This window comes from Tateyamaria omphalii (assembly GCF_001969365.1).
GTDB classification, from domain to species: Bacteria; Pseudomonadota; Alphaproteobacteria; order Rhodobacterales; family Rhodobacteraceae; genus Tateyamaria; species Tateyamaria omphalii_A.
This window is the reverse complement of sequence record NZ_CP019312.1, coordinates 2837464-2861066: the sequence shown is the minus strand read 5'-3', so window position 1 is coordinate 2861066 and position 23603 is coordinate 2837464. Positions and strand designations below refer to the sequence as shown.

Annotated in this window: 22 protein-coding genes and 1 tRNA gene; 15 read left to right on the top strand and 8 right to left on the bottom strand. The window is 63.1% G+C overall.

What is annotated here, in order from left to right; all coding sequences use genetic code 11:
• Genes BWR18_RS14265 through BWR18_RS14255 form a run of 3 tightly spaced genes read left to right on the top strand, consistent with a single transcriptional unit; the run spans window position 1 to window position 3859 of the window.
• On the top strand, window positions 1-1092 hold the full coding sequence (locus BWR18_RS14265) for a microcin C ABC transporter permease YejB (RefSeq protein ID WP_076629140.1): 1092 nt from the start codon (window positions 1-3) through the stop codon (window positions 1090-1092).
• A complete protein-coding gene (locus BWR18_RS14260; RefSeq protein ID WP_083957714.1) occupies window positions 1092-2282 on the top strand; it encodes an ABC transporter permease in 1191 nt (396 codons plus the stop codon). Before BWR18_RS14265 ends, BWR18_RS14260 begins: the two co-directional genes overlap by 1 nt.
• The gene (locus tag BWR18_RS14255; RefSeq protein WP_076629139.1) at window positions 2282-3859 is read left to right on the top strand and encodes an ABC transporter ATP-binding protein; all 1578 of its coding nucleotides are present in this window, start codon (window positions 2282-2284) and stop codon (window positions 3857-3859) included. The genes BWR18_RS14260 and BWR18_RS14255 overlap by 1 nt, the downstream gene beginning before the upstream one ends.
• Before the next feature lie 56 nt (window positions 3860-3915).
• On the opposite strand, the gene BWR18_RS14250 is transcribed toward BWR18_RS14255, so the two are convergent.
• Together BWR18_RS14250 and BWR18_RS22290 are read right to left on the bottom strand one after the other, a co-directional pair.
• Complete coding sequence (locus tag BWR18_RS14250; RefSeq protein WP_076629138.1) at window positions 3916-4152, bottom strand: DUF6552 family protein; 237 nt, start codon at window positions 4150-4152, stop codon at window positions 3916-3918.
• The gene (locus tag BWR18_RS22290) at window positions 4149-4277 is read right to left on the bottom strand and encodes a hypothetical protein (RefSeq protein ID WP_302622823.1); all 129 of its coding nucleotides are present in this window, start codon (window positions 4275-4277) and stop codon (window positions 4149-4151) included. The genes BWR18_RS14250 and BWR18_RS22290 overlap by 4 nt, the downstream gene beginning before the upstream one ends.
• A gap of 100 nt (window positions 4278-4377) precedes the next feature.
• Here BWR18_RS22290 and BWR18_RS14245 point away from each other — a divergent pair, with 100 nt between their 5' ends.
• Window positions 4378-5253 carry a LysR family transcriptional regulator gene (locus tag BWR18_RS14245; protein WP_076629137.1) on the top strand — a complete coding sequence of 292 codons (876 nt, stop codon included), beginning with the start codon at window positions 4378-4380 and terminating at the stop codon, window positions 5251-5253.
• Window positions 5250-6059: a zinc-dependent peptidase gene (locus tag BWR18_RS14240; protein ID WP_076629136.1), complete on the top strand. Its 810-nt coding sequence runs from the start codon at window positions 5250-5252 to the stop codon at window positions 6057-6059. Before BWR18_RS14245 ends, BWR18_RS14240 begins: the two co-directional genes overlap by 4 nt.
• Here BWR18_RS14240 and BWR18_RS14235 read toward each other — a convergent pair.
• Together BWR18_RS14235 and BWR18_RS14230 are read right to left on the bottom strand one after the other, a co-directional pair.
• Window positions 6056-7501: a D-alanyl-D-alanine carboxypeptidase family protein gene (locus BWR18_RS14235; protein WP_076629135.1), complete on the bottom strand. Its 1446-nt coding sequence runs from the start codon at window positions 7499-7501 to the stop codon at window positions 6056-6058. The two genes, BWR18_RS14240 and BWR18_RS14235, sit on opposite strands and share 4 nt — an antisense overlap.
• Window positions 7502-7707: 206 nt before the next feature.
• Window positions 7708-8406 (bottom strand): HAD family hydrolase, encoded by a 699-nt coding sequence (locus tag BWR18_RS14230; RefSeq protein WP_076630325.1) that lies wholly within the window; start codon window positions 8404-8406, stop codon window positions 7708-7710.
• A gap of 126 nt (window positions 8407-8532) precedes the next feature.
• On the opposite strand from BWR18_RS14230, the gene clpS reads away from it, so the two are divergent.
• The 4 genes from clpS (at window position 8533) to hemF (ending at window position 11627) form a co-directional block, all read left to right on the top strand.
• Window positions 8533-8874 carry an ATP-dependent Clp protease adapter ClpS gene (gene clpS, locus BWR18_RS14225; protein WP_438873649.1) on the top strand — a complete coding sequence of 114 codons (342 nt, stop codon included), beginning with the start codon at window positions 8533-8535 and terminating at the stop codon, window positions 8872-8874.
• On the top strand, window positions 8875-9858 hold the full coding sequence (locus BWR18_RS14220) for a class I SAM-dependent methyltransferase (protein ID WP_076629133.1): 984 nt from the start codon (window positions 8875-8877) through the stop codon (window positions 9856-9858). It abuts the gene before it with no gap.
• Window positions 9859-9861: 3 nt separating this feature from the next.
• Window positions 9862-10665 (top strand): SDR family NAD(P)-dependent oxidoreductase, encoded by an 804-nt coding sequence (locus BWR18_RS14215; protein ID WP_076629132.1) that lies wholly within the window; start codon window positions 9862-9864, stop codon window positions 10663-10665.
• A gap of 68 nt (window positions 10666-10733) precedes the next feature.
• The gene (gene hemF / locus BWR18_RS14210; protein WP_076629131.1) at window positions 10734-11627 is read left to right on the top strand and encodes an oxygen-dependent coproporphyrinogen oxidase; all 894 of its coding nucleotides are present in this window, start codon (window positions 10734-10736) and stop codon (window positions 11625-11627) included.
• An 85-nt stretch (window positions 11628-11712) separates the two neighbouring features.
• Here the strand turns inward: hemF and BWR18_RS14205 are convergent, their stop codons facing one another.
• Together BWR18_RS14205 and hemC are read right to left on the bottom strand one after the other, a co-directional pair.
• Window positions 11713-13293 carry an acyl-CoA dehydrogenase family protein gene (locus BWR18_RS14205; RefSeq protein ID WP_076629130.1) on the bottom strand — a complete coding sequence of 527 codons (1581 nt, stop codon included), beginning with the start codon at window positions 13291-13293 and terminating at the stop codon, window positions 11713-11715.
• Window positions 13294-13483: 190 nt separating this feature from the next.
• Window positions 13484-14440: a hydroxymethylbilane synthase gene (hemC, locus tag BWR18_RS14200; RefSeq protein WP_076629129.1), complete on the bottom strand. Its 957-nt coding sequence runs from the start codon at window positions 14438-14440 to the stop codon at window positions 13484-13486.
• Window positions 14441-14520: 80 nt separating this feature from the next.
• Between hemC and hemE the strand changes: the two genes are divergently transcribed.
• Both hemE and BWR18_RS14190 read left to right on the top strand, forming a co-directional pair.
• Entirely contained in the window at window positions 14521-15570 is a 1050-nt protein-coding gene (gene hemE / locus BWR18_RS14195) for a uroporphyrinogen decarboxylase (RefSeq protein WP_076629128.1), read from the top strand.
• Between the two features lie 47 nt (window positions 15571-15617).
• Window positions 15618-15694: transfer RNA gene (locus BWR18_RS14190), tRNA-Met, on the top strand.
• A 205-nt stretch (window positions 15695-15899) separates the two neighbouring features.
• On the opposite strand, the gene BWR18_RS14185 is transcribed toward BWR18_RS14190, so the two are convergent.
• Together BWR18_RS14185 and BWR18_RS14180 are read right to left on the bottom strand one after the other, a co-directional pair.
• Window positions 15900-16304, bottom strand: coding sequence for an ACT domain-containing protein (locus BWR18_RS14185; protein WP_076629127.1), 405 nt, complete (start codon window positions 16302-16304; stop codon window positions 15900-15902).
• Between the two features lie 9 nt (window positions 16305-16313).
• Window positions 16314-17837: a trimethylamine methyltransferase family protein gene (locus BWR18_RS14180; RefSeq protein ID WP_076629126.1), complete on the bottom strand. Its 1524-nt coding sequence runs from the start codon at window positions 17835-17837 to the stop codon at window positions 16314-16316.
• Window positions 17838-17998: 161 nt separating this feature from the next.
• On the opposite strand from BWR18_RS14180, the gene BWR18_RS14175 reads away from it, so the two are divergent.
• The 4 genes from BWR18_RS14175 (at window position 17999) to BWR18_RS14160 (ending at window position 23569) form a co-directional block, all read left to right on the top strand.
• Complete coding sequence (locus BWR18_RS14175; protein ID WP_076629125.1) at window positions 17999-20413, top strand: GcvT family protein; 2415 nt, start codon at window positions 17999-18001, stop codon at window positions 20411-20413.
• Between the two features lie 126 nt (window positions 20414-20539).
• Entirely contained in the window at window positions 20540-21577 is a 1038-nt protein-coding gene (locus BWR18_RS14170; RefSeq protein WP_076629124.1) for a TRAP transporter substrate-binding protein, read from the top strand.
• 87 nt (window positions 21578-21664) lie between these two features.
• Entirely contained in the window at window positions 21665-22210 is a 546-nt protein-coding gene (locus BWR18_RS14165; protein WP_368073616.1) for a TRAP transporter small permease, read from the top strand.
• A gap of 42 nt (window positions 22211-22252) precedes the next feature.
• On the top strand, window positions 22253-23569 hold the full coding sequence (locus tag BWR18_RS14160) for a TRAP transporter large permease (protein ID WP_076630324.1): 1317 nt from the start codon (window positions 22253-22255) through the stop codon (window positions 23567-23569).
• Window positions 23570-23603: the final 34 nt, after the last annotated feature.

The window sequence follows — 23603 nt, the reverse complement described above, 5'->3', positions numbered from 1 at the left end:
ATGGGCCCCTACATCCTGCGCAGGCTGCTCCTGGTCATCCCGACCTTGCTTGGCATCCTGTTGGTCAATTTCACCCTGACACAATTCGTGCCGGGCGGCCCGGTGGAACAGGCCATCGCCCGCGCGCAGGGGGGCGGGGACGTCTTTGGCGGCTTTGCCGGGGGCAACAATGATGCAGGGGCCGATGAGCTCGATACCGCATCCAACAGCGAATATGTCGGCGCACGGGGCCTGCCGCCCGAATTCATCGAGGAACTGAAAGCGGAATTCGGCTTTGACAAGCCGCCCGTCCAACGCTTTCTCAACATGGTCTGGAACTACGCGCGCTTTGATTTCGGCGACAGCTACTTCCGATCTATAAGCGTTGTGGACCTGATCATCGAAAAATTGCCCGTCTCGATCACGCTGGGCCTCTGGTCCACGCTCATCGCCTATCTGGTATCTATCCCGCTGGGCATCCGAAAGGCGGTCAAGGACGGCACCCCGTTCGACACCTGGACCTCTGGATTGATCATCGCCGGCTACGCCATCCCCGGCTTTTTGTTCGCGATCCTCCTGCTGGTCCTCTTCGCTGGGGGCAGCTATTTCCAGATCTTCCCGCTGCGCGGCCTGACCTCGGACAATTGGGACGACCTGAGCGCCATCGGCAAGGTGCTGGATTACTTCTGGCACATCTTCCTGCCCGTGCTTGCCGGAACGATTGGCGCCTTTGCAACGCTGACATTGCTGACGAAAAACAGCTTTCTGGACGAGATCAAGAAACTCTACGTGATGACCGCCCGCGCCAAGGGGCTGTCGGAGCGGCGCGTGCTTTACGGTCACGTGTTCCGCAACGCCATGCTGATCGTGATCGCCGGTTTTCCTGCCGTGTTCATCGGGGTTTTCTTTGGCGGGTCGCTGATCATCGAAACCATCTTTTCGCTCGACGGTTTGGGCCGGTTGGGGTTCGAGGCGGCGGTCGCCCGCGATTATCCCATCGTGTTCGGCACTCTCTACATTTTCGGCCTGATTGGCCTGCTTGTCGGCATCCTGTCGGACCTGATGTACGTGCTGGTCGACCCGCGCATCGACTTTGAGCGGAGGGAAGGCTGATGGCACTGCGAGAGCCGATCACCGAGCCGCCAGCACAGCCGGAACCTGCGCCCACGGCGGTTCCAGCACCAAAGCGGCCGTTCTTTTCCCTGTCGCCGCTCAATCAGCGCCGGTGGCGGAACTTCAAGAAAAACCGCCGTGCCTACTGGTCTCTCTGGATCTTCTCGATCCTGTTTGGCCTGTCTCTGGTCGCTGAACTTATTGCCTACGACAAGCCGATCCTTGTGCGGTATCAGGGTGAATTCTTTACACCGATCTGGAATTTCTACCCCGAAACCGCCTTTGGTGGCGATTTCCGGACCGAGGCGAGCTATCGCGACCCTGAGGTGGAATGCCTGATCGTGTCGGGCGGGCTTGAGGCATGTTTCGATGACCCCGAAGGCGTGATCATTGACGCGCAGGATGGCGAGGTTGATGGCGCGGCAATCAACAAGGGCTGGACCATCTGGCCGCTCATTCCCTACAGCTTCGACACCGCCGTGGACCGCCCTGGCGCGGCCCCACTGCCGCCCAATGGTGAAAACCTGCTTGGTACTGATGGCACCAAGCGCGACGTCCTGGCGCGCGTGATCCACGGGTTCCGCCTGTCCGTCCTATTCACTCTGGTGGTCACCGGGGCATCGGCCATCGTCGGCATCTTCGCAGGTGCGATCCAAGGCTATTTCGGCGGACGTACCGATCTGATCTTCCAACGGATTATCGAGATATGGTCCTCCACACCCAGCCTTTACGTCATCATCATCATGTTCGCGATTCTGGGCCGAAGTTTCTGGCTGCTCGTCTTCCTGCTCATCCTCTTTGGCTGGACGGGCCTCGTCGGCGTGGTGCGGGCTGAATTCCTGCGCGCCCGCAACCTCGAATATGTTCGTGCGGCGCGCGCGCTGGGGGTCAGCAACCTCACGATCATGTTCCGGCACATGCTGCCCAACGCCATGGTGGCGACGCTGACGATGCTGCCCTTCATTATCACCGGCACCATTTCGTCCCTCGCCGTGCTCGACTTCCTTGGCTTTGGCCTGCCATCCTCCGCCCCGTCGCTGGGCGAGTTGACGCTGCAAGCGAAACAGAACCTGCAGGCCCCGTGGCTCGCCTTTACCGCCTTTACAGTGTTCGCAGTGATGCTCAGCCTGCTGATCTTCATCTTCGAAGGCATCCGCGACGCGTTCGACCCACGAAAGACCTTCACCTGATGGCACTTTTGCAAGTGAAAGACCTGCATGTCGGTTTCCGGCAGGACGGACAATTGACCGAAGCGGTCAAGGGCGTGTCGTTCCATGTCGACCGGGGCGAGACGGTTGCGCTCGTCGGCGAAAGCGGCTCGGGCAAGTCCGTGTCGGCCTTGTCCACCGTGTCACTGCTGGGCGACAGCGCCGAGGTCACCGGCTCCGTCACCTATGACGGACAGGAGATGATCGACGCCGGTGAGGCGCTGCTGCGCAAGGTGCGCGGCAACGACATCTCGTTCATCTTCCAGGAGCCGATGACATCGCTCAACCCGCTGCACACCATCGCCAAGCAATTGGGCGAAAGCCTCGCACTGCACCAGGGTATCGCCGGGGATGACGCGCGTGCGCGCATCCTCGAATTGCTGGACCGGGTCGGCATCCGCGATGCGGAAACCCGTCTGAACGCCTACCCGCACGAACTGTCGGGCGGACAGCGCCAGCGGGTGATGATCGCCATGGCGCTCGCCAACAAGCCTGATGTCCTGATCGCGGATGAGCCGACAACCGCGCTGGATGTGACGATCCAGGCGCAGATTCTCGAACTACTTGCCGAGTTGAAGCAGTCCGAACGCATGGGGCTACTGTTCATCACCCACGATCTGGGCATCGTGCGGCGCATCGCGGACCGTGTGTGTGTGATGCAGCATGGCAAGATCGTTGAAACCGGCCCGACGAAAGAGATTTTCGACAGCCCCCAGCATCCCTACACGCAGAAACTGCTAAGCGCAGAGCCGACGGGGCAACCGGCGCCCGTGCCGCAGGATGCCGAATTGGTGGCCGAGACGGAGCACCTGAAAGTGTGGTTCCCCATTACGGCGGGCCTGCTGCGCAAGACAGTAGGTCACGTGAAAGCGGTCAATGACGCCACGATCAAGGTCCACGCGGGTGAAACCGTCGGCATCGTGGGCGAAAGCGGCTCTGGCAAGACGACGCTGGCGCTGGCCATCATGCGTCTCATCTCATCCGAGGGGCGGATCGTCTATATGGGGCAGGACATCCGGGCCTGGTCGGTGCGGGAGTTGCGGCGCCTGCGCAAGGACATGCAGATCGTGTTTCAGGACCCCTTCGGCTCTTTGTCACCGCGGATGACCGCCATGCAGATCATCGCCGAAGGGCTGGGTGTGCACGGCATCCGTGATGGGCGGCACCCGCGTGAGGTGGTGGCCGAAGTGATGGCCGAAGTGGGCCTCGACCCGATGACGATGGACCGTTACCCGCACGAGTTCTCTGGCGGTCAGCGCCAGCGCATTGCCATTGCGCGGGCCATGGTGCTGCGCCCCAAGCTGGTGGTGCTGGACGAGCCGACCTCCGCCCTCGACATGACGGTACAGGTGCAGATCGTCGAGTTGCTGCGCGGGCTCCAACAGAAATACGGTCTGGCGTTCCTGTTCATCTCCCACGACCTCAAGGTCGTGCGCGCCATGAGCCACAAGGTCATGGTCATGAAACAGGGCGACGTGGTCGAACAGGGCGACGCAGATGACCTGTTCGAACGGCCCCAGACGGACTACACGCGCCTGCTCTTGCAAGCCACGCATTGACGACGGGCGACGTGCGTTCAGCCCTTCGGGCCAACGACACCCCGCCCACCGTCCCGTCAGGCCAGGGCAAGACCGATCACCATGGCTGCAAGCGCCACAAGGTGGATGATCGTCATCGCCATGTCATTCCAGCGCCAGCCGACGATCAGCCAACCGATAAGTCCGATCAGGAACAGGTACATGTTCAGTGGCGCCAACCCGAAGGCCGTGGCCCCATAGCCGAAGATCTGGATGACCGACGCGCCCCACTTGATCGTGCTCGTGTCGGTGGAGCGTTTGACGATTGCGTTCATAACCGGTCCAATTCGATGCACTTGGTGCGCTTGCCCTGCCACCAGCGTGTCCGGGGCAGGGTGACGCGCACGCAGCGCCGCTGGCGGGCTGCTGTCATGAAAGTCTGGGCATAAATATCAAGCATGTGTCACCTCTTGGGGAGAGAAGGAATATGCTTATATGTTGCGTGTTGGGACGCCCAATGCGACTCAATTGGATTTCTAATGTGTAAGATGAACTGACATATGGATTGGCGTGATCTTCCGCCTTTGGCCGCCCTCCGGGCCTTTGCCGCCTTCGTCGATACGGGCAGCGTGGTGGCCGCAGGGCACGCGCTGTCGGTCAGCCATGCCGCCGTCAGCCAGCAACTGCGCGCGCTCGAGGCGCATTTGGGCGTCAGCCTGTTTGACCGGTCGGGCCGCGCCATGAAACTCACCGAAGATGGCGAGATTCTGGCCCAGGGCTGCGCCGACGGGTTCGGCAGCATCGCGCGCGCGGTGGCTCTGGTGACCGGGGCAGAGGCGGCGCGCCCATTGCACATCTCACCCACACCCAGCTTTGCCGCCGCCTGGCTGATGCCGCGCCTGTCGGAGTTTCGGACCAAGCACCCCGCAATCAACCTGATGCTCAACCCGACGTCAGACATCGTCGCGCTGACACCGGGCGGCGTTGACCTGTCGATCCGCTACGGCGTCGGGGGCTGGGACGGGCTCGACAGCGAATTGCTGGTTCCGACGTCCATGGTGGTCGTCGCCGCGCCGCACCTTGTGGCAGGGCGTGACGTGTCGGACCCGGCCAACCTGGGCGCGCTGCCATGGCTGGAAGAGATCGGGACAACCGAAAGCTCGCGCTGGCTGACGCAAAGGGGGGCCGCCAACATGGCCAGGGGGCCCGTGACCCAAGTGCCGGGCAACCTCATGCTCGACGGCGCGCGGGACGGGCAGGGGGTGGCCGTGACGGTTCGCAATTTCGTCAATGCCGACATCGTTGCCGGTCGACTGGTTGTCCTGCACGAGGACATGACCGAAGGCGCAGGGTATTACCTTGTCACCCGCCCCGGCATCCAGCGCCCGGCGCTGCGCGATTTTATCCGCTGGATCAGAAAGGCCGCGCGCGCATGACCCTTTTCTTTGGCCTGATCCTTCTGATCAGCGCGGCGCTCATATGGCGCGCGTGGCGCAAGCGGCAATGGCAACAAGAGGTGCTCGCCTCCCGCCTGACGGATGCGGAATGGCAGATCATGCTGCGCGAGGTCCCCTTGGTTCGCAAACTACCACCCGCGTTGAAAGCCCCGTTCGAGGGCAAGGTCGCACTGTTCCTCAACCAGGTGGACCTGGTCGGCTGCAACGGGCTCGAGGTCAGCGACGAGATTGCGCTCAGCATCGCGGGGCAGGCGGCCCTGCTCGTCGTCGGCACTGATGCCTGGTACAAGCATCTGACCACCGTCCTGATCTATCCCGGCGCGTTCAAATCCAAACAGACCCGGCAGGAGGGCTACGTCGTGACCGAGGAAGAGGTCGTGCGGCTGGGCGAAAGCTGGTCGCGCGGCCCGGTGGTCCTGTCCTGGCGCGATGTGCAGCAGGGTGGCTTGAATGACGACGACGGCTTGAACGTCGTGCTGCACGAATTCGCACATCAACTGGACGACCTGTCGGGGCAGACAGACGGTGCCCCACCCATGGCGCCAGGGCAGAGCTTTGCCGCGTGGGCCGAGGTGATCGTCGACGCCTACGACCGCCACGTCACAAATGTCGATGCCAGGCGACGCACAGTGATCGACCCCTACGGCGCGACCAACCACGAAGAGTTCTTTGCCGTCGTGGTCGAGTTGTTCTTCGAACGCCCGGATGCCCTGCGCGCGACCGAACCAGACGTTTACGACCAGCTGGCGATGCTACTGGGCGTCGATCCGATCACCTGGTCCTAGGACTGCGGGCCCACCATGAAACACGTCACGTTGCGCGATTGCAGGCGCCGACACGCCAGATCCGCACTGTCGCGGGTCATCCCCATGAAATTGGCGTCAAACCCGGTGGGGCGCCGCACAACCTTGCGCAGGGAACCATCCAACGACGACATCTCGGCCAGTGCGGTTTGCAACAGTATCTTTTCGGCCGCGTACCGGCTGGGATAGCGGCCGATGTTCACACCCCAATGGCGCCCGCCGGACGTCGAAACACGTGTGACAACTTCGGGTTCCTGTTTCAGGGCAACCTGCGTCGGGCGTGCTTCGGGCCGCACAGTGGGGGCAAGTGCGGCCGCCACCGACGCAGCGGCCACGGCCGCGGTCGTTTCATTGGTTTGCGCTTCGGCCAAAGCCATCTGAATGTCATCGGGCAGAACGGTGGACGCCACGGGCGCCTCGGCCACAAGCACCGGTGCCGCGGCTCCGGGCCGCATCTTCGGACGATAGCTGGTCTTCACGGCCCCGCTCAGGCGAATGATCTTGCCCGCACCGCGTGGCGTGTCATCATTGCCCGCAATGATCACTGCATCGTCGCCGGGCACATAGTTGGGCTTGGTCGGCTTGCGCAGGGGTGCGCGGCTGGGCGCGCGACGGAAGCCAAGATCCAGCAGCTCGGCCACTTTGGCATTGCGTGAGGCCGTCGATTTGCCCCCAAAGACGGTTGCAATGATGCGCTCGTTTCCACGCTGCGCCGAAGACACAAGGTTAAAGCCCGCCGCACGGGTGTAGCCCGTCTTGATCCCGTCGGCGCCCTGATACGCAGCCAGCAGTCGCCGGTTGGTGTTGCGCACGCTCGTGATGCCAGCATCGGTCGAGGTGCGCGAGAACAGGTTGTAATATTGCGGATAATCATACAGCAGGTGCCGCCCCAGGATCGACATGTCGCGGGCGGTGGACATATGCCCGCTCTCGGTCAGGCCATGCGCGTTCTTGAAGGTCGTGCGCGTCATGCCCAGCGACTTGGCCGTGCGGTTCATCCGGCGGGCAAAGGCGGCCTCTGATCCCGAAATCCCTTCGGCAATGGCCGTGGCGGCATCGTTTGCGGACTTGACCGCAGATGCGCGCACAAGGTAGCGCAGCTTGATGCTCGACCCGGCCTTGAGGCCAAGTTTCGAGGGCACCTCGGCGGCCGCCTTCTTCGACACCTTGATCTTGGTGTCCATGGTGATCTCGCCGCGTTCCACGGCCTGAAACACCACGTAAAGCGTCATCATCTTGGTCAGGGATGCGGGGTGAAGCCGCGTGTCGGCGTTGCGCGAATGCAAGACCTCGCCCGTTCGGGCATCCATGACAAAGGCGGCATAGGGCGCCGCCATGACAGAGGCGGGCACGATGACCACCATCCACAAAATCGCAAATAGAATGAGCCCTAGCCGGGCCGGCTGTGCGCGCCGAACCTTCACGGTAAACCTGCCTATGTCTGCCTCTGGCCGCCGATTATTCGGCTGACCTTTTTGTAATTGGGTTAAACGTAACACAGGTCGGATGAGCGATAAAGTGTTGATGTCGCACATGTTTCCGTTTTTCCGCCGACGCCGCACGCAACATCTTGGGGGTGCGGTTGCGCATGGCCCCAATAGGGCCATTGTGGCAGGATTGTGGCGGCGGCCTATCGCTGCCCGTGCAGAAAGTCGGGCAAGGCGCCCAGATCGGGCAGGGCCGCGTAGCGCGGGTGTGCGTGGGGGGCGTCCGCCGCCTCAAGGTCCCACACCAGATCATGCGGCACGAACACGCCAAAACCGCCTGCGTCGATCATGGGGCGCACATCCGATTTCATGGAATTGCCGATCATCATGCCCCGGCCCGCCCCGCCATGGGCGGCAAAGATGCGGGCATAGACCGACGGCGTCTTGTCAGACACGATTTCGACCCCGTCAAACAGATCGCCCAAGCCTGACTGGGCCAGCTTGCGTTCCTGATCCAGCAGATCGCCCTTCGTGATCAGCAAGACAGGCCCGTGCTCCCTGGCGACGGCAACGGCCTCTTCGGCATGGGGCAACAGGTCAATGGGATGGGCGAGCATCTCCTGCCCTGCCGCGATCAGATCGCTGATGATTGCCCCGGGCACTTGGTTCTCGGTCACCTCCAGCGCGGTCTCGATCATCGACAGGACGAACCCTTTGACGCCAAAGCCATAGTGTCCGATGTTGCGCCGCTCCGCCGCCAACAGCCGCGCATCCAGATCGGGCATATCCACATGGGGCGCCAGAAGCTCTGCAAACCGCGCCTGCGTCAGCTGGAACACCCGCTCATTGTGCCACAGCGTGTCGTCGGCATCAAAGCCGATACAGGCCGGATCAAACCCCATCTCGTTCACCACGCCGCGACAATCCCGCACCGCCCTCTTTCCTAAATGCGTGGTGGCGTTATATAGGGTGATCCAAGTTCACCAAAAGATTCCCGGTATCCAACGAGGACGCGCATGCTCCAAGACATGCACATTTTGGCTCAGACATCCGCAGGCCCTGCGGACGATGACGGCGACACCGCCGTCGTCACCGATGTCAAACCCAAGACCAAGCGCCCGCCGCTCTACAAGGTGCTGCTGCTGAACGACGACTACACGCCGATGGAATTTGTCGTGCACGTGCTCGAGCGGTTCTTCGGTCTCAACCACGCCCAGGCGTTCGAGATCATGCTGACCGTCCACAAGAAGGGCCTCGCCGTTGTCGGTGTCTTCAGCCACGAGATTGCGGAAACCAAGGTGGCGCAGGTGATGGACTTCGCCCGCCGCCACCAGCACCCGCTGCAATGCACCATGGAGAAAGAAGAGTAAGTGATCGGTGATCGCTTGCCTTTGGCGCTCGATGCGATGGACGCATGGGGCGACAGCACCGTGGCCGTGCTGCACCCCGCCGAGGATGCCGACCTGTCGGCCCTGCCAAAGGCGCACGCGCATATCGTGTCGCCTCTGATCACTGTGTGTGCCCGGTTCGAACGCATGGGCTACACCGTGTCGCCCGAATTGCCCAAGGACACGCGGTTCACTGCCAGCATCGTCTGCCTGACCCGCGCGCGGGCCGAAGCGCAAGCGCTTGTCGCTGCGGCCACCGCCCAGACAGACGGCCCCGTCATCGTGGACGGACAAAAGACCGACGGCGCCGATTCCATGCTCAAGGCACTGCGCCAGCGGGCCGAGGTCAGCGCCCCCATTTCCAAGGCACATGGCAAGATCTACTGGATCCCCGGCGGCGCCGACTTCAGCGATTGGGCACGCGGCCCCGAACTGCATCCGGGCGGGTTCTGGACGGCGCCGGGTGTGTTTTCCGCCGACGGCGTCGATCCGGCCTCGGCCCTGCTGGTCGAGGCGCTGCCCGAAACCATGGTCGGCACAGTTGCCGATCTGGGGGCGGGATGGGGGTTTCTGTCGGCCCATGTCCTGACCCGCGATGTCCAAACCGTGCACCTTGTCGACGCGCACGACATGGCCCTGCAATGCGCCCGCCACAACGTCACCGACGACCGCGCGCGGTTCCATTGGGCGGATGCCACCACCTGGACGCCGGCCGAAAAGGTGGATGCCGTCGTGATGAACCCGCCCTTTCACAAGTCGCGCAGCGCCGATCCCGCCATCGGCCGCGCCTTCATCGCCAATGCCGCGCGCATCCTGCGGCCCCACGGCGCGCTCTGGATGGTGGCCAACCGCCACCTGCCCTACGAGGATGCCCTCACGTCCGACTTCGCCAAAGTGGTTGAACTGGACGGCGATGCGCGGTTCAAACTGGTGCGGGCCGAACGGCCCAGGCAGAGAAAAAGGTAACCCATGTCCTTTTCCATCAACGGCAAGACGGCCATTGTAACCGGTGCAGCCAACGGTATCGGCCTGTCCATCGCGCGGCACTTCGCGGACCGGGGCGCCAATGTGATGTGCGCCGACATGGACGAAAAACGCCTTCATGCCGAACTGGGCGATGTCGCGGAAGAGGGGAACATCCGCTACTTCGCGGGCGACCTGCGCCAGCGCCTGACCATCGCCAACCTCGTCTCCGCCACCATCGACGCCTTCGATCAGGTGGACATTCTCGTGAACGCATCCCGGCAGGTGATGCCGACTGATGCGCTTGATCCAGAGGATACGTCGGTTGAAACCCTGATCGAGCAGAACCTGATGACAGCGCTGCGTCTGACGCAACAGGTGGCGCGCCGGATGATCAAGCAGGCCAAGGACGACACGGAATCGGCTTGCGTCGGATCCATCGTCAACCTCAGCTCCATCGCGGCACATCAGACCCGGCCGGAACTTCTGGGCTATTCCATTGCGTCTGCGGGCCTTGAACAGATGACCCGGTCCATGGCGCTCGCCCTCGCGCCGCACCGCATTCGTGTGAATGCAGTGGCCTTTGGTTCTGTCATGTCCGCATCGCTCAAGTCCGCGATTGGCGACAACCCGGAATGGCGGGACGAGATCGAAAACCACACCCCGCTGCACCGGATCGCTAGCCCGACAGAGATGGTGGATGCCGTGCAATTCCTCGCCTCGGACGGGTCCGGTTTCGTCACCGGTGACGTGATGACAGTGGACGGCGGGCGCAGCCTGCTCGACCCGGTCGACGCACCTGCACACTGACGTTTTTGCGCTTTGCCCCGGCGCCTTGGGTGCGTTAGAAAAGTGTCAACCAAACAGGACAGTGCGCGATGACCGAACAATTCGACACCCAGAAAACCCGTGCCGCCGCGTGGTTCCGCCAGCTGCGCGACGACATCGTCGCCGCCTTCGAAGGGTTGGAGGACAGCCATGCCACGGGCCCGATGTCGGACGGCACGTCCGGACGCTTTGAAGTGACCGAAACCAAACGCACCTCCGACGACGGCTCCGATGCAGGCGGCGGGTTGATGAGTGTCATGCGCGGGGGCCGTGTGTTCGAAAAGGTGGGCGTGAACGTCTCCACCGTCTACGGCACGCTGGGCGAACGCGCACAGATGGCCATGGCCGCACGCAAGGGCATTCCGGGGATGCAGGACGATCCGCGCTTCTGGGCCTCCGGCATTTCTCTCGTGGCCCACATGCAGAACCCGCATTGCCCCGCCGTCCACATGAACACCCGCATGTTCTGGACACCGCACGCGTGGTGGTTCGGCGGCGGGTCAGACCTGAACCCCTGTATCGAGTATGACGAGGACACGGCCCATTTCCACGCCCAGCAAAAGGCGCATCTCGATCCGCATGGGGATGCACACTATCCCCGGCTCAAGGCATGGGCGGACGAATATTTTTACATCCCCCATCGCCACCGCGCGCGGGGCGTGGGCGGCATTTTCATGGATGACCACAACACCGGCGACTGGGAAACCGATTTCGCGCTAACCCAGGACATTGGCCGCGCGTTTTTGCCCGCCTATGTGCCGCTCGTCGAAAAGCGCCGCGGGCAGTTGTGGGATGACGCCGACAAGGACGCACAGCTTGTGCATCGCGGGCTCTATGCCGAATACAACCTGGTCTATGACCGCGGGACCAAGTTCGGGCTCGAGACCGGGCACGATGCCAATGCCGTGCTGATGTCCTTGCCGCCGCTGGCAAAATGGGTCTGACAGCACACCGTACGCTGCTTTCATCAAAAAATAATGTTTATTAACAATGCGTTGCGTTACCCGTGGGTAACCCGGTCATCCGGCGCTAGAATGCGGCAAGGATGCCGCGCAGGTCCAGCCCGCTGACCGATCCCGCAATATGACCTGGTGCCGTCTGCACCCGGGTGGCCACAAACCCGTCGGCCACCGCCGCGGGCGCCTCCCGCAGCAGGACCGACCCGGCCAGCAGCACCGCGGTCCGCTCGGCAAAGAGCCGCGCCTCGCGTTCATCGGGCAGTGTCGGCCAACGCGCCCGGTGATCCGACAGCGCCTGGTCGTACCGCGCATCCACATCCCGCGCCGCATCCAACGCCTCCGACAGCGCCGCGCCAGCCTCGGGCTCGCGCGCCAGTGTCCGCAGAATATCCAGACAAATCACATTGCCCGACCCTTCCCAAATGCTGTTGAGCGGCGCCTCGCGGTAGTACATCGGCATAGGCGTGTCCTCCACATATCCCATGCCGCCCAATGCCTCCATCGCCTCAAGCGTGACGCGCGGACACAGCTTGTTGTTCAGGAATTTGGCCAAGGCCACGCCGATCCGCGCAAAGGCGCGCGCGCCCGGATCGTCAAAGGCCGCAGCAACGCGCAGGCCCAGCCGCGTCGCCGCCTGCCAGTCCAGGATCAAGTCCGCCAAAACGGCCTGCATCAGCGGCTGGTCGATCAGCGTCTTCTGAAACGCGCGCCGGTGCCGCACCCAGTGCACCGCGTGGGTAAGTGCGCCGCGCATCAGCCCGGCGGGGGCCATCGCGGTGTCAAGCCGGGTGTGATGCACCATCTCGATGATGGTCTGCACCCCGCGCCCTTCCTCGCCCAACTGATGGGCCAGTGCCCCGTGAAATTCGATCTCGGCGGATGCGTTGGATGTGTTGCCCAGCTTGTCCTTCAACCGCATCAGGTGGATGGCGTTGCGCTCCCCTTCCAACCAGCGGGGCACCAAAAAACAGCTCAGCCCCTGATCCGTTTGCGCAAGGGTCAGGAACCCGTCAGACATCGGCGCGGAACAGAACCATTTGTGACCGGTCAGCCGCCAGTGATCCCCATCGCGCACCGCACGCGTCGTGTTGGCGCGGACGTCCGAGCCGCCCTGTTTTTCGGTCATCGCCATCCCAAGCGTGGCAGAGGCCTTCTGTTCTACCGGCAAGACACGCGGGTCATAGGCCCGCGTCGTCAACTTGGGAATCCATGTCTCGGCCAGATGCGTATCCGCCTGCAAGGCGGGCACGCCAGCATATGTCATGGTCAGCGGACAGCAATGCCCCGGTTCCACCTGGCTCGCCATATAGACCATGGCGGCGTGCTCGACGTGGCTGCCACCATCCCAGGCGGTCGCGGCATAGCCCGCGCCCTGGCTGAGCGTCATCATCTCGTGATAGGCAGGATGGAACGCCACCTCATCCAGCCGCCGCCCGCCCGCATCGAAAACGGTCAGTTCCGGTTTGTGCCGATGTGCAGCGCGCGCCCTGGTCCGCGTCGCGGACAGGCCAAGTGCCGCGCCATATTCCGAAAGCCTTTTGGGCGCCAGGTCAGTCAGAACCGGATCGCAGCCCAGAAGGTTGATGTCGCCCAGAGGATCGGGCTGATTTTCAACCTCATGCGTGGGCAGGCTGGTGCGCGGGTCAGACATACACGCAGCGTGGGCCCCCACACCCGGTCAGGTCAAGAGCGATGCCATGGACGCAAACGCGCCCCGGTCCACCCTTCTCTGGTTCAAAAAAATCCTCCCCGAAGGGCCGGGTGGCCATCTGTTCCGACATGGGGGCTCTGCCCCCGGCCTTTGGCCTCCCCCGTGGTATTTTCAGTCAGAAGAGACTCTGTCAGTGCCAGTCGAAGAAACCGGGGCCTGCCGTTTGCAAAAGATCCTGTGCGAGGTCGGTGCCCATAGCGGCTCCGTCAGCCACAGGGCCTTGCCGTGTGCCGGTGATCGCGTCGGACCCATCGGGCCGCAGGACTTCGCCCGTCAACGTCAACGTGTCGCCGTCGATGGTGGCAAGCCCCGCAATGGGTGTTTCGCAAGAGCCATCAAGCGTGAACAGGAATTGCCGTTCCGCGGCCAGTCGGTGGCCCGTGGGCGCGTCGTGGATGGCGGCCAGCAATTCGGCGGTGTTATCATCGCCGCTGCGCCGTTCGATGCCGATAGCACCTTGCGCAATCGCAGGCAGCATGTCGGCGGGGTCAATCGCGTTGGCAGGCACATCTGTCATGTTCAGCCGGTTCAGGCCGGCATGGGCCAGAAAGGTGCAGTCGGCCACGCCATCGGCCAGTTTTTGCAGCCGTGTCTGCACGTTGCCCCGAAACTCCACCACATTCAGGTCGGGTCGTTTGAACAAGAGCTGGGCACGGCGACGCAGGGAGGACGTTCCAACCACAGCGCCTTCGGGCAGGTCAGCGATGCGGCTCAGGCTATGCGAGATGAACGCATCGCGCACGTCTTCCCGTGGCAGAAACGTATCGAGGATCAGCCCGTCCGGCTGCACCGTCGGCATGTCCTTGGTCGAGTGCACCGCGATGTCGATACCGCCATCCAGGAGCGCCTCTTCGATCTCGCGGGTGAAGAGACCCTTGTTCCCGATCTCTTTCAGCGGGCGGTCGGCGTCGATCATCGACCGGTTGTCGCCCGTGACCTTGATCACGACAATCTCGAACGCCTCCTCCGGCAGATCGAAGGCGGCGCCAAGACGCTGGCGCGTCTCGTAGGCTTGGGCAAGGGCGAGGGGCGAGCCGCGGGTTCCGATCTTGAGCGGAGCGGCGGGAGAGGGTAGGCGCACAGTCATGGCTTTATCTTTTAGGTGTGTCAACTTATGTTGACAACTGGAAACGATCAGACGGCAAAGTTCAGACAGGGGCGTGTGTGATGAAAGACGGCGGAACCGGCAAGACAATTCTGCGGGCCTTGGCGGGCGAGGTGTTGCCGACACCCCCCATTTGGATGATGCGGCAGGCGGGGCGGTATCTTCCGGAGTATAAAGCGACGCGCGCGCAGGCGGGTGACTTTCTTTCGCTGTGCTACAATCCCGAGCTTGCTGCCGAAGTGACGCTGCAGCCCATCCGCCGCTACGGGTTTGATGCTGCGATTCTTTTTGCCGACATCCTGCTGGTGCCGCAGGCGCTGGGTGCGGATTTGTGGTTTGTGACGGGCGAGGGGCCGCGCCTGTCGACTATCACTGATCAGGCGGGGGTGGATGCGTTGAAACCCGTGGATGATATTCATGAGACGCTGCACCCGATCTATGAGACCGTGCGCATCTTGCGGCGGGAATTGCCCGAGGAAACGACGCTGATCGGCTTTGCGGGTGCGCCGTGGACCGTGGCCACCTATATGATCGCGGGCCGTGGCACGCCGGATCAGGGGCCGGCCCATGCGATGCGTGAGGGGGCGCCGGACGCATTTGATGCGTTGATGGCGCGGATCACGGCGGCGACGATTGAATATCTGGCCGCGCAGATCGAGGCGGGCGCGGAGGTCGTGAAGATCTTTGACAGCTGGGCCGGGTCGCTCAAGGGTGCGGCGTTCCAGAAATATGCCGTCGCTCCGTGTGCCGAGATCACGCGCGCTTTGAAGGCGCGCTATCCCCACATTCCAGTCATCGGCTTCCCGAGGGAGGCGGGTGATGGCTATGTGGGTTTCCATGCGGCCACGGGCGTTGATTGTGTGGCGCTCGACAATTCGGTGTCGCCGGATTGGGCCGCCGCCCACATTCAGACGGCGGGCTGTGTGCAGGGCAATCTGGCCTCGTCCCATATGGTGACGGGCGGACAGGCGTTGGTGGAGGAGACGCGGGCGATCGTGCGGGCGTTTTCGAAGGGGCCGCATATCTTCAATCTGGGCCACGGGATCACGCCCGATGCGGACCCGGAGAATGTGTCCCTGATGATCGAGACGGTGCGCTCCACAAAGTCCTGATTTCCGGCTTGACGATTCTGAGGCGCTGGCATAGTTGACGCCCCCATGGCGCGGTAGCTCAGCTGGTTAGAGCGCTCGACTCATAATCGAGAGGTCGGGAGTTCAAGTCTCCCCCACGCCACCATCATACACCTGTTGTTCTGGTTGACACCGCTCACGGAGCGGATGGCCCGACTGACGCGCATCGCCTTTGGCGCGACGCTGAGTGCGGGAGTTCAAGTTTCCCCTACGCCACCCTTTTCCCTTACGGTTCGACGTGCGTGTTCCGGCATGGGACAGATGCGGGGCTGTGCGGATTCAATGGCTTACAGTGGCGGATTAACCACGCGTTAGGGTTTGGAGGCCGCTTTCTGCAGATCTTTCAGCACCGAAACGGCGCGGTCTGCGTCCTGTTCTCCGACAAAGATGTGGTCGTGGTGGTAGGCGGCGACGACGTTGCAGCTGATGCCTGCGTCTGCCAGGGCGGTGGCGACGGCGGCGGTGAGGCCGACGCCTTCGAGGTCGGAGAAGACCTCTAGCGTGATCAGTGCCATGACGACGGAGACGTCCTGGCCTGCGGCCTGCGCCACGTCGCGGGGCAGGATCAGGGTGATGCCTTCGGCCTCTCGGATCGTGGCAAAGGCGTAGGACATCTCAACCGGCTTGGGCGCGGCCATCGTGCAAAAGACCCAAGTACCCGGTTGCAGGACCGGGGTCATGCCGGAGATCATGGCTTGGGTGTCGGTGACGGGCATTGGTCCCTCTCAGGGGCAGCGGATGTCGAAGGCCGCGCGGATCGCGGCGTCTGCACTGTCATCAATATAGGTCGGGTGATGCGTGGCAAGGATGTTGTCCACCCGGCGCGCGGCGCGGTCCCATGCGGTGAGGGCGCCGCTGTCTTCCCACACCTTTGGTGTCTCGCGGTCGGCGAGGGCGGGGTAGACATAGTCGCGTTCCATGGCTGCGATTGTGGCGGGACCGCCGAGGAAATGACCCTCACCCAGAACGGCGGCATGGATGCCCGCAAGGTCAAGCGTGTCGTCCGACACCTCGACGCCGCGCAGGATGCGGTAGGTGGCGGCGTGCATGTCGTCATCGAGCACGAAGGCTTCGAAACTGGCGCCGAGCAGGGCGGCCGTCATGCCCGAGCTTTCGTAGATCAGGTTGCCGCCCGCCAGTGCGGCGGCAAGCGAGGTGATGCCCTTTTCCGCACCGTATTGCGCGTCGAGCGCCTTGGCATCGGTCATGGAGGCGGCCACGCCAGAGACGAGGCCAAGGTGGTTGATGATCTGGGCGGAGGCGGCGTTCAGCACCGCGATCTCTCCGCCGCCACCCGCGAAGGCGCCGGTGCGCAGGTCGATCACCAGGGGCCAGTTGGAGAACACCATCGGGTGGCCCGGCTTGATGGCGTGGACCATCACGAGGCTCGCCAGTGTCTCGGCCAGCGATTGGGCGAGGAAGCCCGCAAGGGTCGCGGGTGCGGTTGCCCCGGCCTGTGCGGCCGTGATGCAACTGAGCGGGATGTTGTGGTCTATGCAGGCATAGACCGTGTCGACCGCGTCCGCCCCGAACCGCAGGGGCGAGATGACGGGGCTGATATGCGCCTTGACGAAGGGGCGTTTGGCAAAGGCGCCGTCGCCCCCGGCCACGATGTCGAACATGTGGACGATGGGGGCGACGTGCTCCGCGAGTGTAAAGGCCGTTGCGACGGGTTTGGTCGTGTTGCGCAGGAGCGCATAGGCGGTGTTGATGTCGAGCAGCCACTCATCCGGCATATCGCCCGCGATGCAGCAGCGGGTGAACCAGCTGACATTGGTGAGCGTGTCTTGCAGCCGGGTGAAGTCGTGCAGGTCCTGCAGGGTCGAGGGGCGGTAACGCCGTGTTTCACGGTCGAGCGTTTGCACCGCCGCGCCGCCGGTGCCGAAGTGGACGGTGTTGCCGCCCACTTCGATCGTGCGGGCGGGGTCGCGCGCGTGCAGGGGGAAGGTCTTGGGCGTCTGGTTTATCGCCTCTTCCACCAGTGACGCAGGGATCGAGACGCGCCCGTTTGGAAGGCTTTGTGCGCCCGCCGCTTCGAGCGTTGTGCGCAGGCGGTCCGGCACCTCGCCCATGCCGAGGTCGGCCAGAAGGCGCAGGGCGGCGGCGTAGATGTGTTGAATGTCTGCGTCGGGCAGCGGGCGGTACAGCCCGCCCGGCTGCCCCGGTGGCGCAGGGTTCAGTGGCGGGCCGGCGGCACGCGCCACTTTGCGGGCACTGCGCCCTTTGCGCAAAGGTTTCGGGTCGGACATGGGGACCAGAGTTGGCAGGTTTTGTGCATACGCAAGCGTGGTGCGCGGACTTCAGCGACAGCAAATGCATATTTTCAGAACAATGAAGACAGTAGGGTGCGATTGACCGGGGTGTCGTGCCCTTCATTGTTCCGGAAAATATGCAAATCCGGAGTGTCGACATGAAGACCCAGACCCGTGCCGTTGTGATCGGCGGTGGTATCGCGGGGTGTTCGACCCTGTACCATCTGACGCAGGAAGGGTGGACCGATGTGGTGCTGGTCGAGCGCGATGAGTTGACCAGCGGCACGACCTGGCATTCGGCGGCGCAGGTCACGAATTTCGGCATGACCCAGACGATGGTGGGGCTGAAGACGCATTCCATCAACCTCTATCAAGAGTTGCGCGACGATCCGGATTATCCCGTGCAATACAATCATGGCGATGGTGGCATTCGGCTCGCCAATACCGAAGCGCAGATGGACGGCTATCGCCATTTTGCGTCCATGGCGCGCGGTATGGGTGTCGAATTTGAGGTGATTGATGCGGAGGAGTGCGCGCGGCGGCATCCGCTGATTTCGACCGACAATCTGCTGGGCGGCCTGTGGGACGGGAATGACGGGGATATTGACCCTGCGTCCTTGTGTCAGGCGCTGGCGCGGCGCGCGCGCAAGGCCGGGGCGGAGGTGTACCGCCAGACGGATGTGACCGGGCTGACGCAGCGGCCCGATGACAGCTGGATTGTGCATACGAATAAGGGCGATATTGCCTGCGAGGTTGTCGTAAACGCCTGCGGCTACCGGGTGAATGAGGTGGGCACGATGATGGGGGTACATCATCCCGTGGCGTCGATGGAGCATCAGTATTTCGTCACCGATGAGATTCCGGGGATTGTCGAGGCCGGGCACCGGATGCCCCTTCTGCGCTGTCCGATCAGCGATTATTACTGCCGGCAGGAGAAGAATGGGCTGCTGCTGGGCTTCTATGAGCAGGGTTGCAAGACGTGGGGGATGGACGGAATTTCGCCGGATTTTTCCAACGATCTGTGCCCGGATGATCTGGACCGGATCACGGATGTACTGGAGGGGGCCTTTGCCCGGATGCCCGCGCTGATGGAGGTGGGGATCAAGAATGTGGTGAACGGGCCGATCACCTATACGATTGATGGCGCGCCGCTGGTCGGGCCCATTCCGGGCAAGCGGAATGCGTTTTGTATCATAGGGTTGCGCGCTGGTCTGGGGGAGGGCGGTGGCCACGGATGGCTGCTGGCCCAGCAGATCGTGCATGGGGAGGCGTGTTACGACACGTGGGTGTTGGACCCGCGTCGCTTTACCGGCCATGGCAATGTCGAACTGACCGCGCTGAAGGCCATCGAGGATTATCAGAACGAGTTTCGGTTTCATTTCCCCAATGAGCATCGCCCGGCCGGGCGGCCGATGAAGACGACGCCGTTGACCCCGGTTCTGGCGGCTGAGGGGGCGGAGTTTACCGTCGTGAACGGGTGGGAGCGGGCGGAGTATTTCAAGCCTGCGCCTGAGTTTGAGGTCACGCATGGGTTCGGGTTTGACGAGGCGTTTGATGTGGTCGCCGGGGAGGTGGCCGCCGTGCAGAGCGGCGTGGGTCTGGCCGAGGTGAACGGGTTCAACCGGATCGAGATTGCGGGGCCGGATGCGCATGATTTTCTGGACCATGTGATCTGTGGCCGCGTGCCGCGGAAAGAGGGGAAGGTGGGTCTTGGCTATCTGCTGAATGACCATGGTTGTGTGAAGGCTGAGGCGACCGTGGCCAACATTCCCGGCGGGCCCGTCTGGTACGGGTCGGCGGCGGCGTCGGAGTGGCATGACATGGACTGGTTGCGCGCGCAGGCGGACGGGTTTGATGTGTCGTTTCAGTCGCTTACGGAGGCGCATACCATTCTGGTGCTGGCGGGCCCCAAGGCGCGAGACGTGTTGTCGGCGGCGGCGCGCGGGGATTGGTCGAAGGGCGCGTTTCCGTGGTTGTCGGTGCGCCCGGCCTTTGTGGGGATTGCGCCTGCGGTCGTGATGTCGGTGAGTTTTTCGGGCGAATTGGCCTATGAGATCCATGTGCCGAATGCGCAGCTTTATGCCGCGTACCTCGCGTTGCGGGCGGCCGGGGAAGCGCATGGGCTGCGCCTGTTCGGGGCGCGGGCGGTAGAGGCCATGCGGATGGAGAAGGGGTATCTGCATTGGAAGGCCGACCTGATCACCGAGTTCGATCCGTTCGAGACCGGGCTGGGGCGGTTCGTGCGGATGGAGAAGGATTTCGTGGGCAAGGCGGCGCTGGAGGCGCGGCAGTCCAAGGGGCCGTCGCGGTGCTTGGTGACGCTGGAGATCGACAGCACGACGGCGCCTGCGCATCCGGGTGCATCCGTGATGCAGGACGGCAAGGTCGTTGGCACTGTGACCTCGGGCGATTGGGGGCACCGGGTGGGGATGAACCTGGCCTATGCCTTTGTGCTGCCGGAGGTGGCGGCGCAAGGCACTGAATTTGCAGTGGATATGCTGGGTGATCTGGTGCCCGCGCGTGTGATTGCCCCGGGCCCCTATGACCCGGATACGACCCTGCCGCGCAGCTGATCGGGCCGGGCGGAAACCGGCGATATAGTTACAAAGGCGGGTGACAGCATTGGTTGCGTTGCATAACAATCTTCCTGGAAGAGCGAGTCAGGCCATGGACACCTGACCGGAAAAGGGAGGAAATTCATGTCACTTACGCGCAAATCGTTTCTGAATCTGGCGGGCGCTGCGGCGCTGGCCATCGGGTCCGGCACGGCCGCTTTTGCCCAGGAGGTCACGCTGAACCTGCACCAGTTCCTGCCTGCGCAGGCCAATGTGCCCAAGCTGGTCCTGGATGTCTGGGCCGACAATGTTGAGGCCGCATCAGAGGGCCGCATCAAGGTTGACCGCTTTCCGTCGATGCAGCTGGGGGGGCGCCCGCCCGAACTGATCGACCAGGCCGTGGACGGGGTCGCCGATGTCGTCTGGACCGTGGTCGGCTATACGCCGGGCCGCTTCCCGCGCACCGAAGTGTTCGAGCTGCCCTTTATGATGACAGACGCGCGCGCGATGTCGTCGGCATACTGGCAGATGTTTGAAACGCATATGAAAGACACCGAGTTCAAGGATGTGCACATTCTGGGCACCTGGGTGCACGGGCCGGGCATGATCCACGTGAACAAGGAAGTGAACACGCCCGACGATATGGCGGGCCTGAAGATCCGGGGCGGGTCGCGCACCGTGAACAACCTGCTGGAAAAGATGGGGTCGACCCCTGTGGGGATGCCCGTGCCTGCGGTGCCCGAGGGGCTGAGCAAAGGCGTGATCGACGGCACGACGATCCCGTGGGAAGTGACGGCGGCGCTGAAAATCCCCGAACTCGTCGGTTATCACACCGAGTTCGAGGGCAATGCGCTGTATACCCTGACCTTTGTGCTGGCCATGAACAAGGACCGGTACGAGAGCCTGCCTGCGGATCTGCAGCAGGTGATTGACGACAATTCGGGGCTGGAGTTTTCGATCTTTGCCGGTGGGACGCAGGCCGATTCCGATGGGCCGGCCCGTGCGCTGGCCGTGGACAACGGCAACACGATCGTGACCGTGTCTGGCGACGAGCTGGACGCCTGGCGCGCGGTCGCGCAGCCCATCTATGACGAGTGGGTCGCCGATATGGAGAGCAAGGGCATCGACGGTCAGGCCCTGATCGACGAGGCGCGCGCGCTGATGGACGCCTACGAAGGCTGAGCCGGTTAACCGAAATGTAAGGCGGGCCGTGGCAGGAATGCTGCGGCCCGATTTTTCCGATTGAAAGAGGCAGGTATGTACGGGCTGGTGAAATGGCTGTCACGGATGTCGGCGGTGATCGGCGGCATTGTCCTGGTGGGGCTGGTCCTGTTGACCACGCTGTCGATTGCCGGGCGTGAGCTGTCGAAACTGGGCCATGCGCTGGGCGACGGATGGTTCGGGCAGCTGCTGCTGGCCAGCGGTGTGGACGAGATCCGGGGGACGTATGAGTTGACGGAGGCGGGTGTCGCCTTTGCCATTTTTGCGTTCTTTCCAGTCTGCCAGTTCTACAACCAGCATGCGACGGTGGATGTGTTCACCTCTGCCCTGCCGCGCCGCCCGTTAGGCTGGCTGCGCGCGTTTTGGGAGGTGGTACTGGCCGCTGTCATCGTGTTCATCGGGCTGCGCCTGTACGAAGGCATGCTGCGCTATCTCGGCAATGGCGAGACGACGCTGTTTCTGCAATTCCCGGTCTGGTGGGCCTATGCCGCGAGCGTGGGGGCGGCGGCGATTGCCGGGCTGACGGCGGTCTATTGCGCCTGGGTCCGGGTGGTCGAGGCGGCCACCGGGCGCCAGATTTTACCGGAAGGGTAACGGCAGATGGATTGGGTGCGCGAGATTGTCCAGTTTCTGGGCCTGACCCGGCTGGAGCTGGGGTTCTGGTCCTTCCCGATCCTGCTGGGCCTGATTTTTTTGCGCGCGCCCATTGGTCTGGCGATGTTCCTCATGGGCCTTTTGGGGTGGATTTTCGCGATGAACGGCAATGCGACGCCGATCCTCGCCAAGCTGAAATCCGAGACATACACCACGTTTTCCAACTACTCGCTGACCATCATTCCGATGTTCCTTTTGATGGGGCAGTTTGCGACGCTGTCGGGGATGTCGACATCGCTGTTCAAGGCGGCAGAGAGCTTTCTGGGCCACCGCAAGGGCGGCGTGGCGATGGCGTCGGTGGGCGCCTGCGCGGGGTTCGGCGCGATTTGTGGATCGTCGCTGGCGACGGCGGCCACGATGGGCCGCGTGGCCCTGCCGGAGCTGAAACGATACGGATATTCCGGGGGGTTTTCGACCGCGACCCTGGCCGCGGGGGGCACGCTGGGCATCCTGATCCCGCCATCTGTGATCCTGGTGATCTATGCGATCATCACCGAACAGAACATTGCCAAGCTGTTTCTGGCGGCGTTCATTCCCGGCATTCTGGCGGCGATGGGCTATGTGCTGACCATCTCGATCTATGTGGGCCTGTTTCCCGGCAGTGCGGGCACGCGCGAGGCTGTGCCGTGGCCCGACCGCTGGAAGGCGCTGGGCGAGACCTGGCCGGTTCTGGCCATTTTCGCGCTGGTGGTGGGCGGTATTTACGCGGGCTGGTTTACCCCGACCGAGGGTGCCGCCATCGGTGCGGCGGGCACGGGGCTTGTGGCGTGGCTGGGCGGCAATCTGAGCTGGCGCGTGCTGGGTGAGGCGCTGATCGGGACGGGCAAGACCACGGCCATGATCTTTTTCATCGTGTTCGGTGCGGCGCAGTATAACGGATTTCTGGCCCTGTCCGGCGCGCCGCAGTGGCTGGCGGATTTCGTGCTGTCCCAAGGGTTTACCCCCATCCTGGTGCTGAGCGTGATCCTGCTGTTCTATCTTGTGTTTGGCTGCGTGATGGACAGCCTGTCGATGATCCTGCTGACGGTGCCGATTTTCTTTCCTGTCATTTCGGGCCTCGATTTCGGGATGAGCCCGGAGCATGTGGCGATCTGGTTTGGCATTCTGGTGCTGATCGTGGTTGAGGTGGGGCTGATCACGCCGCCTGTGGGCATGAACTTGTTTATTATCAATGCGATGGACCGGGAGACGCCGATCACCCAGACCTACAAGGCGGTGCTGTTCTTTGTCGGGTCGGACATTGTCCGGGTGATTCTGCTGGTCGCGTTTCCGGCGATCACGCTGTTTTTGATCCCCTGAGGCGTCGGGTTGATCGGGCTTTGGGCTGTAAGAT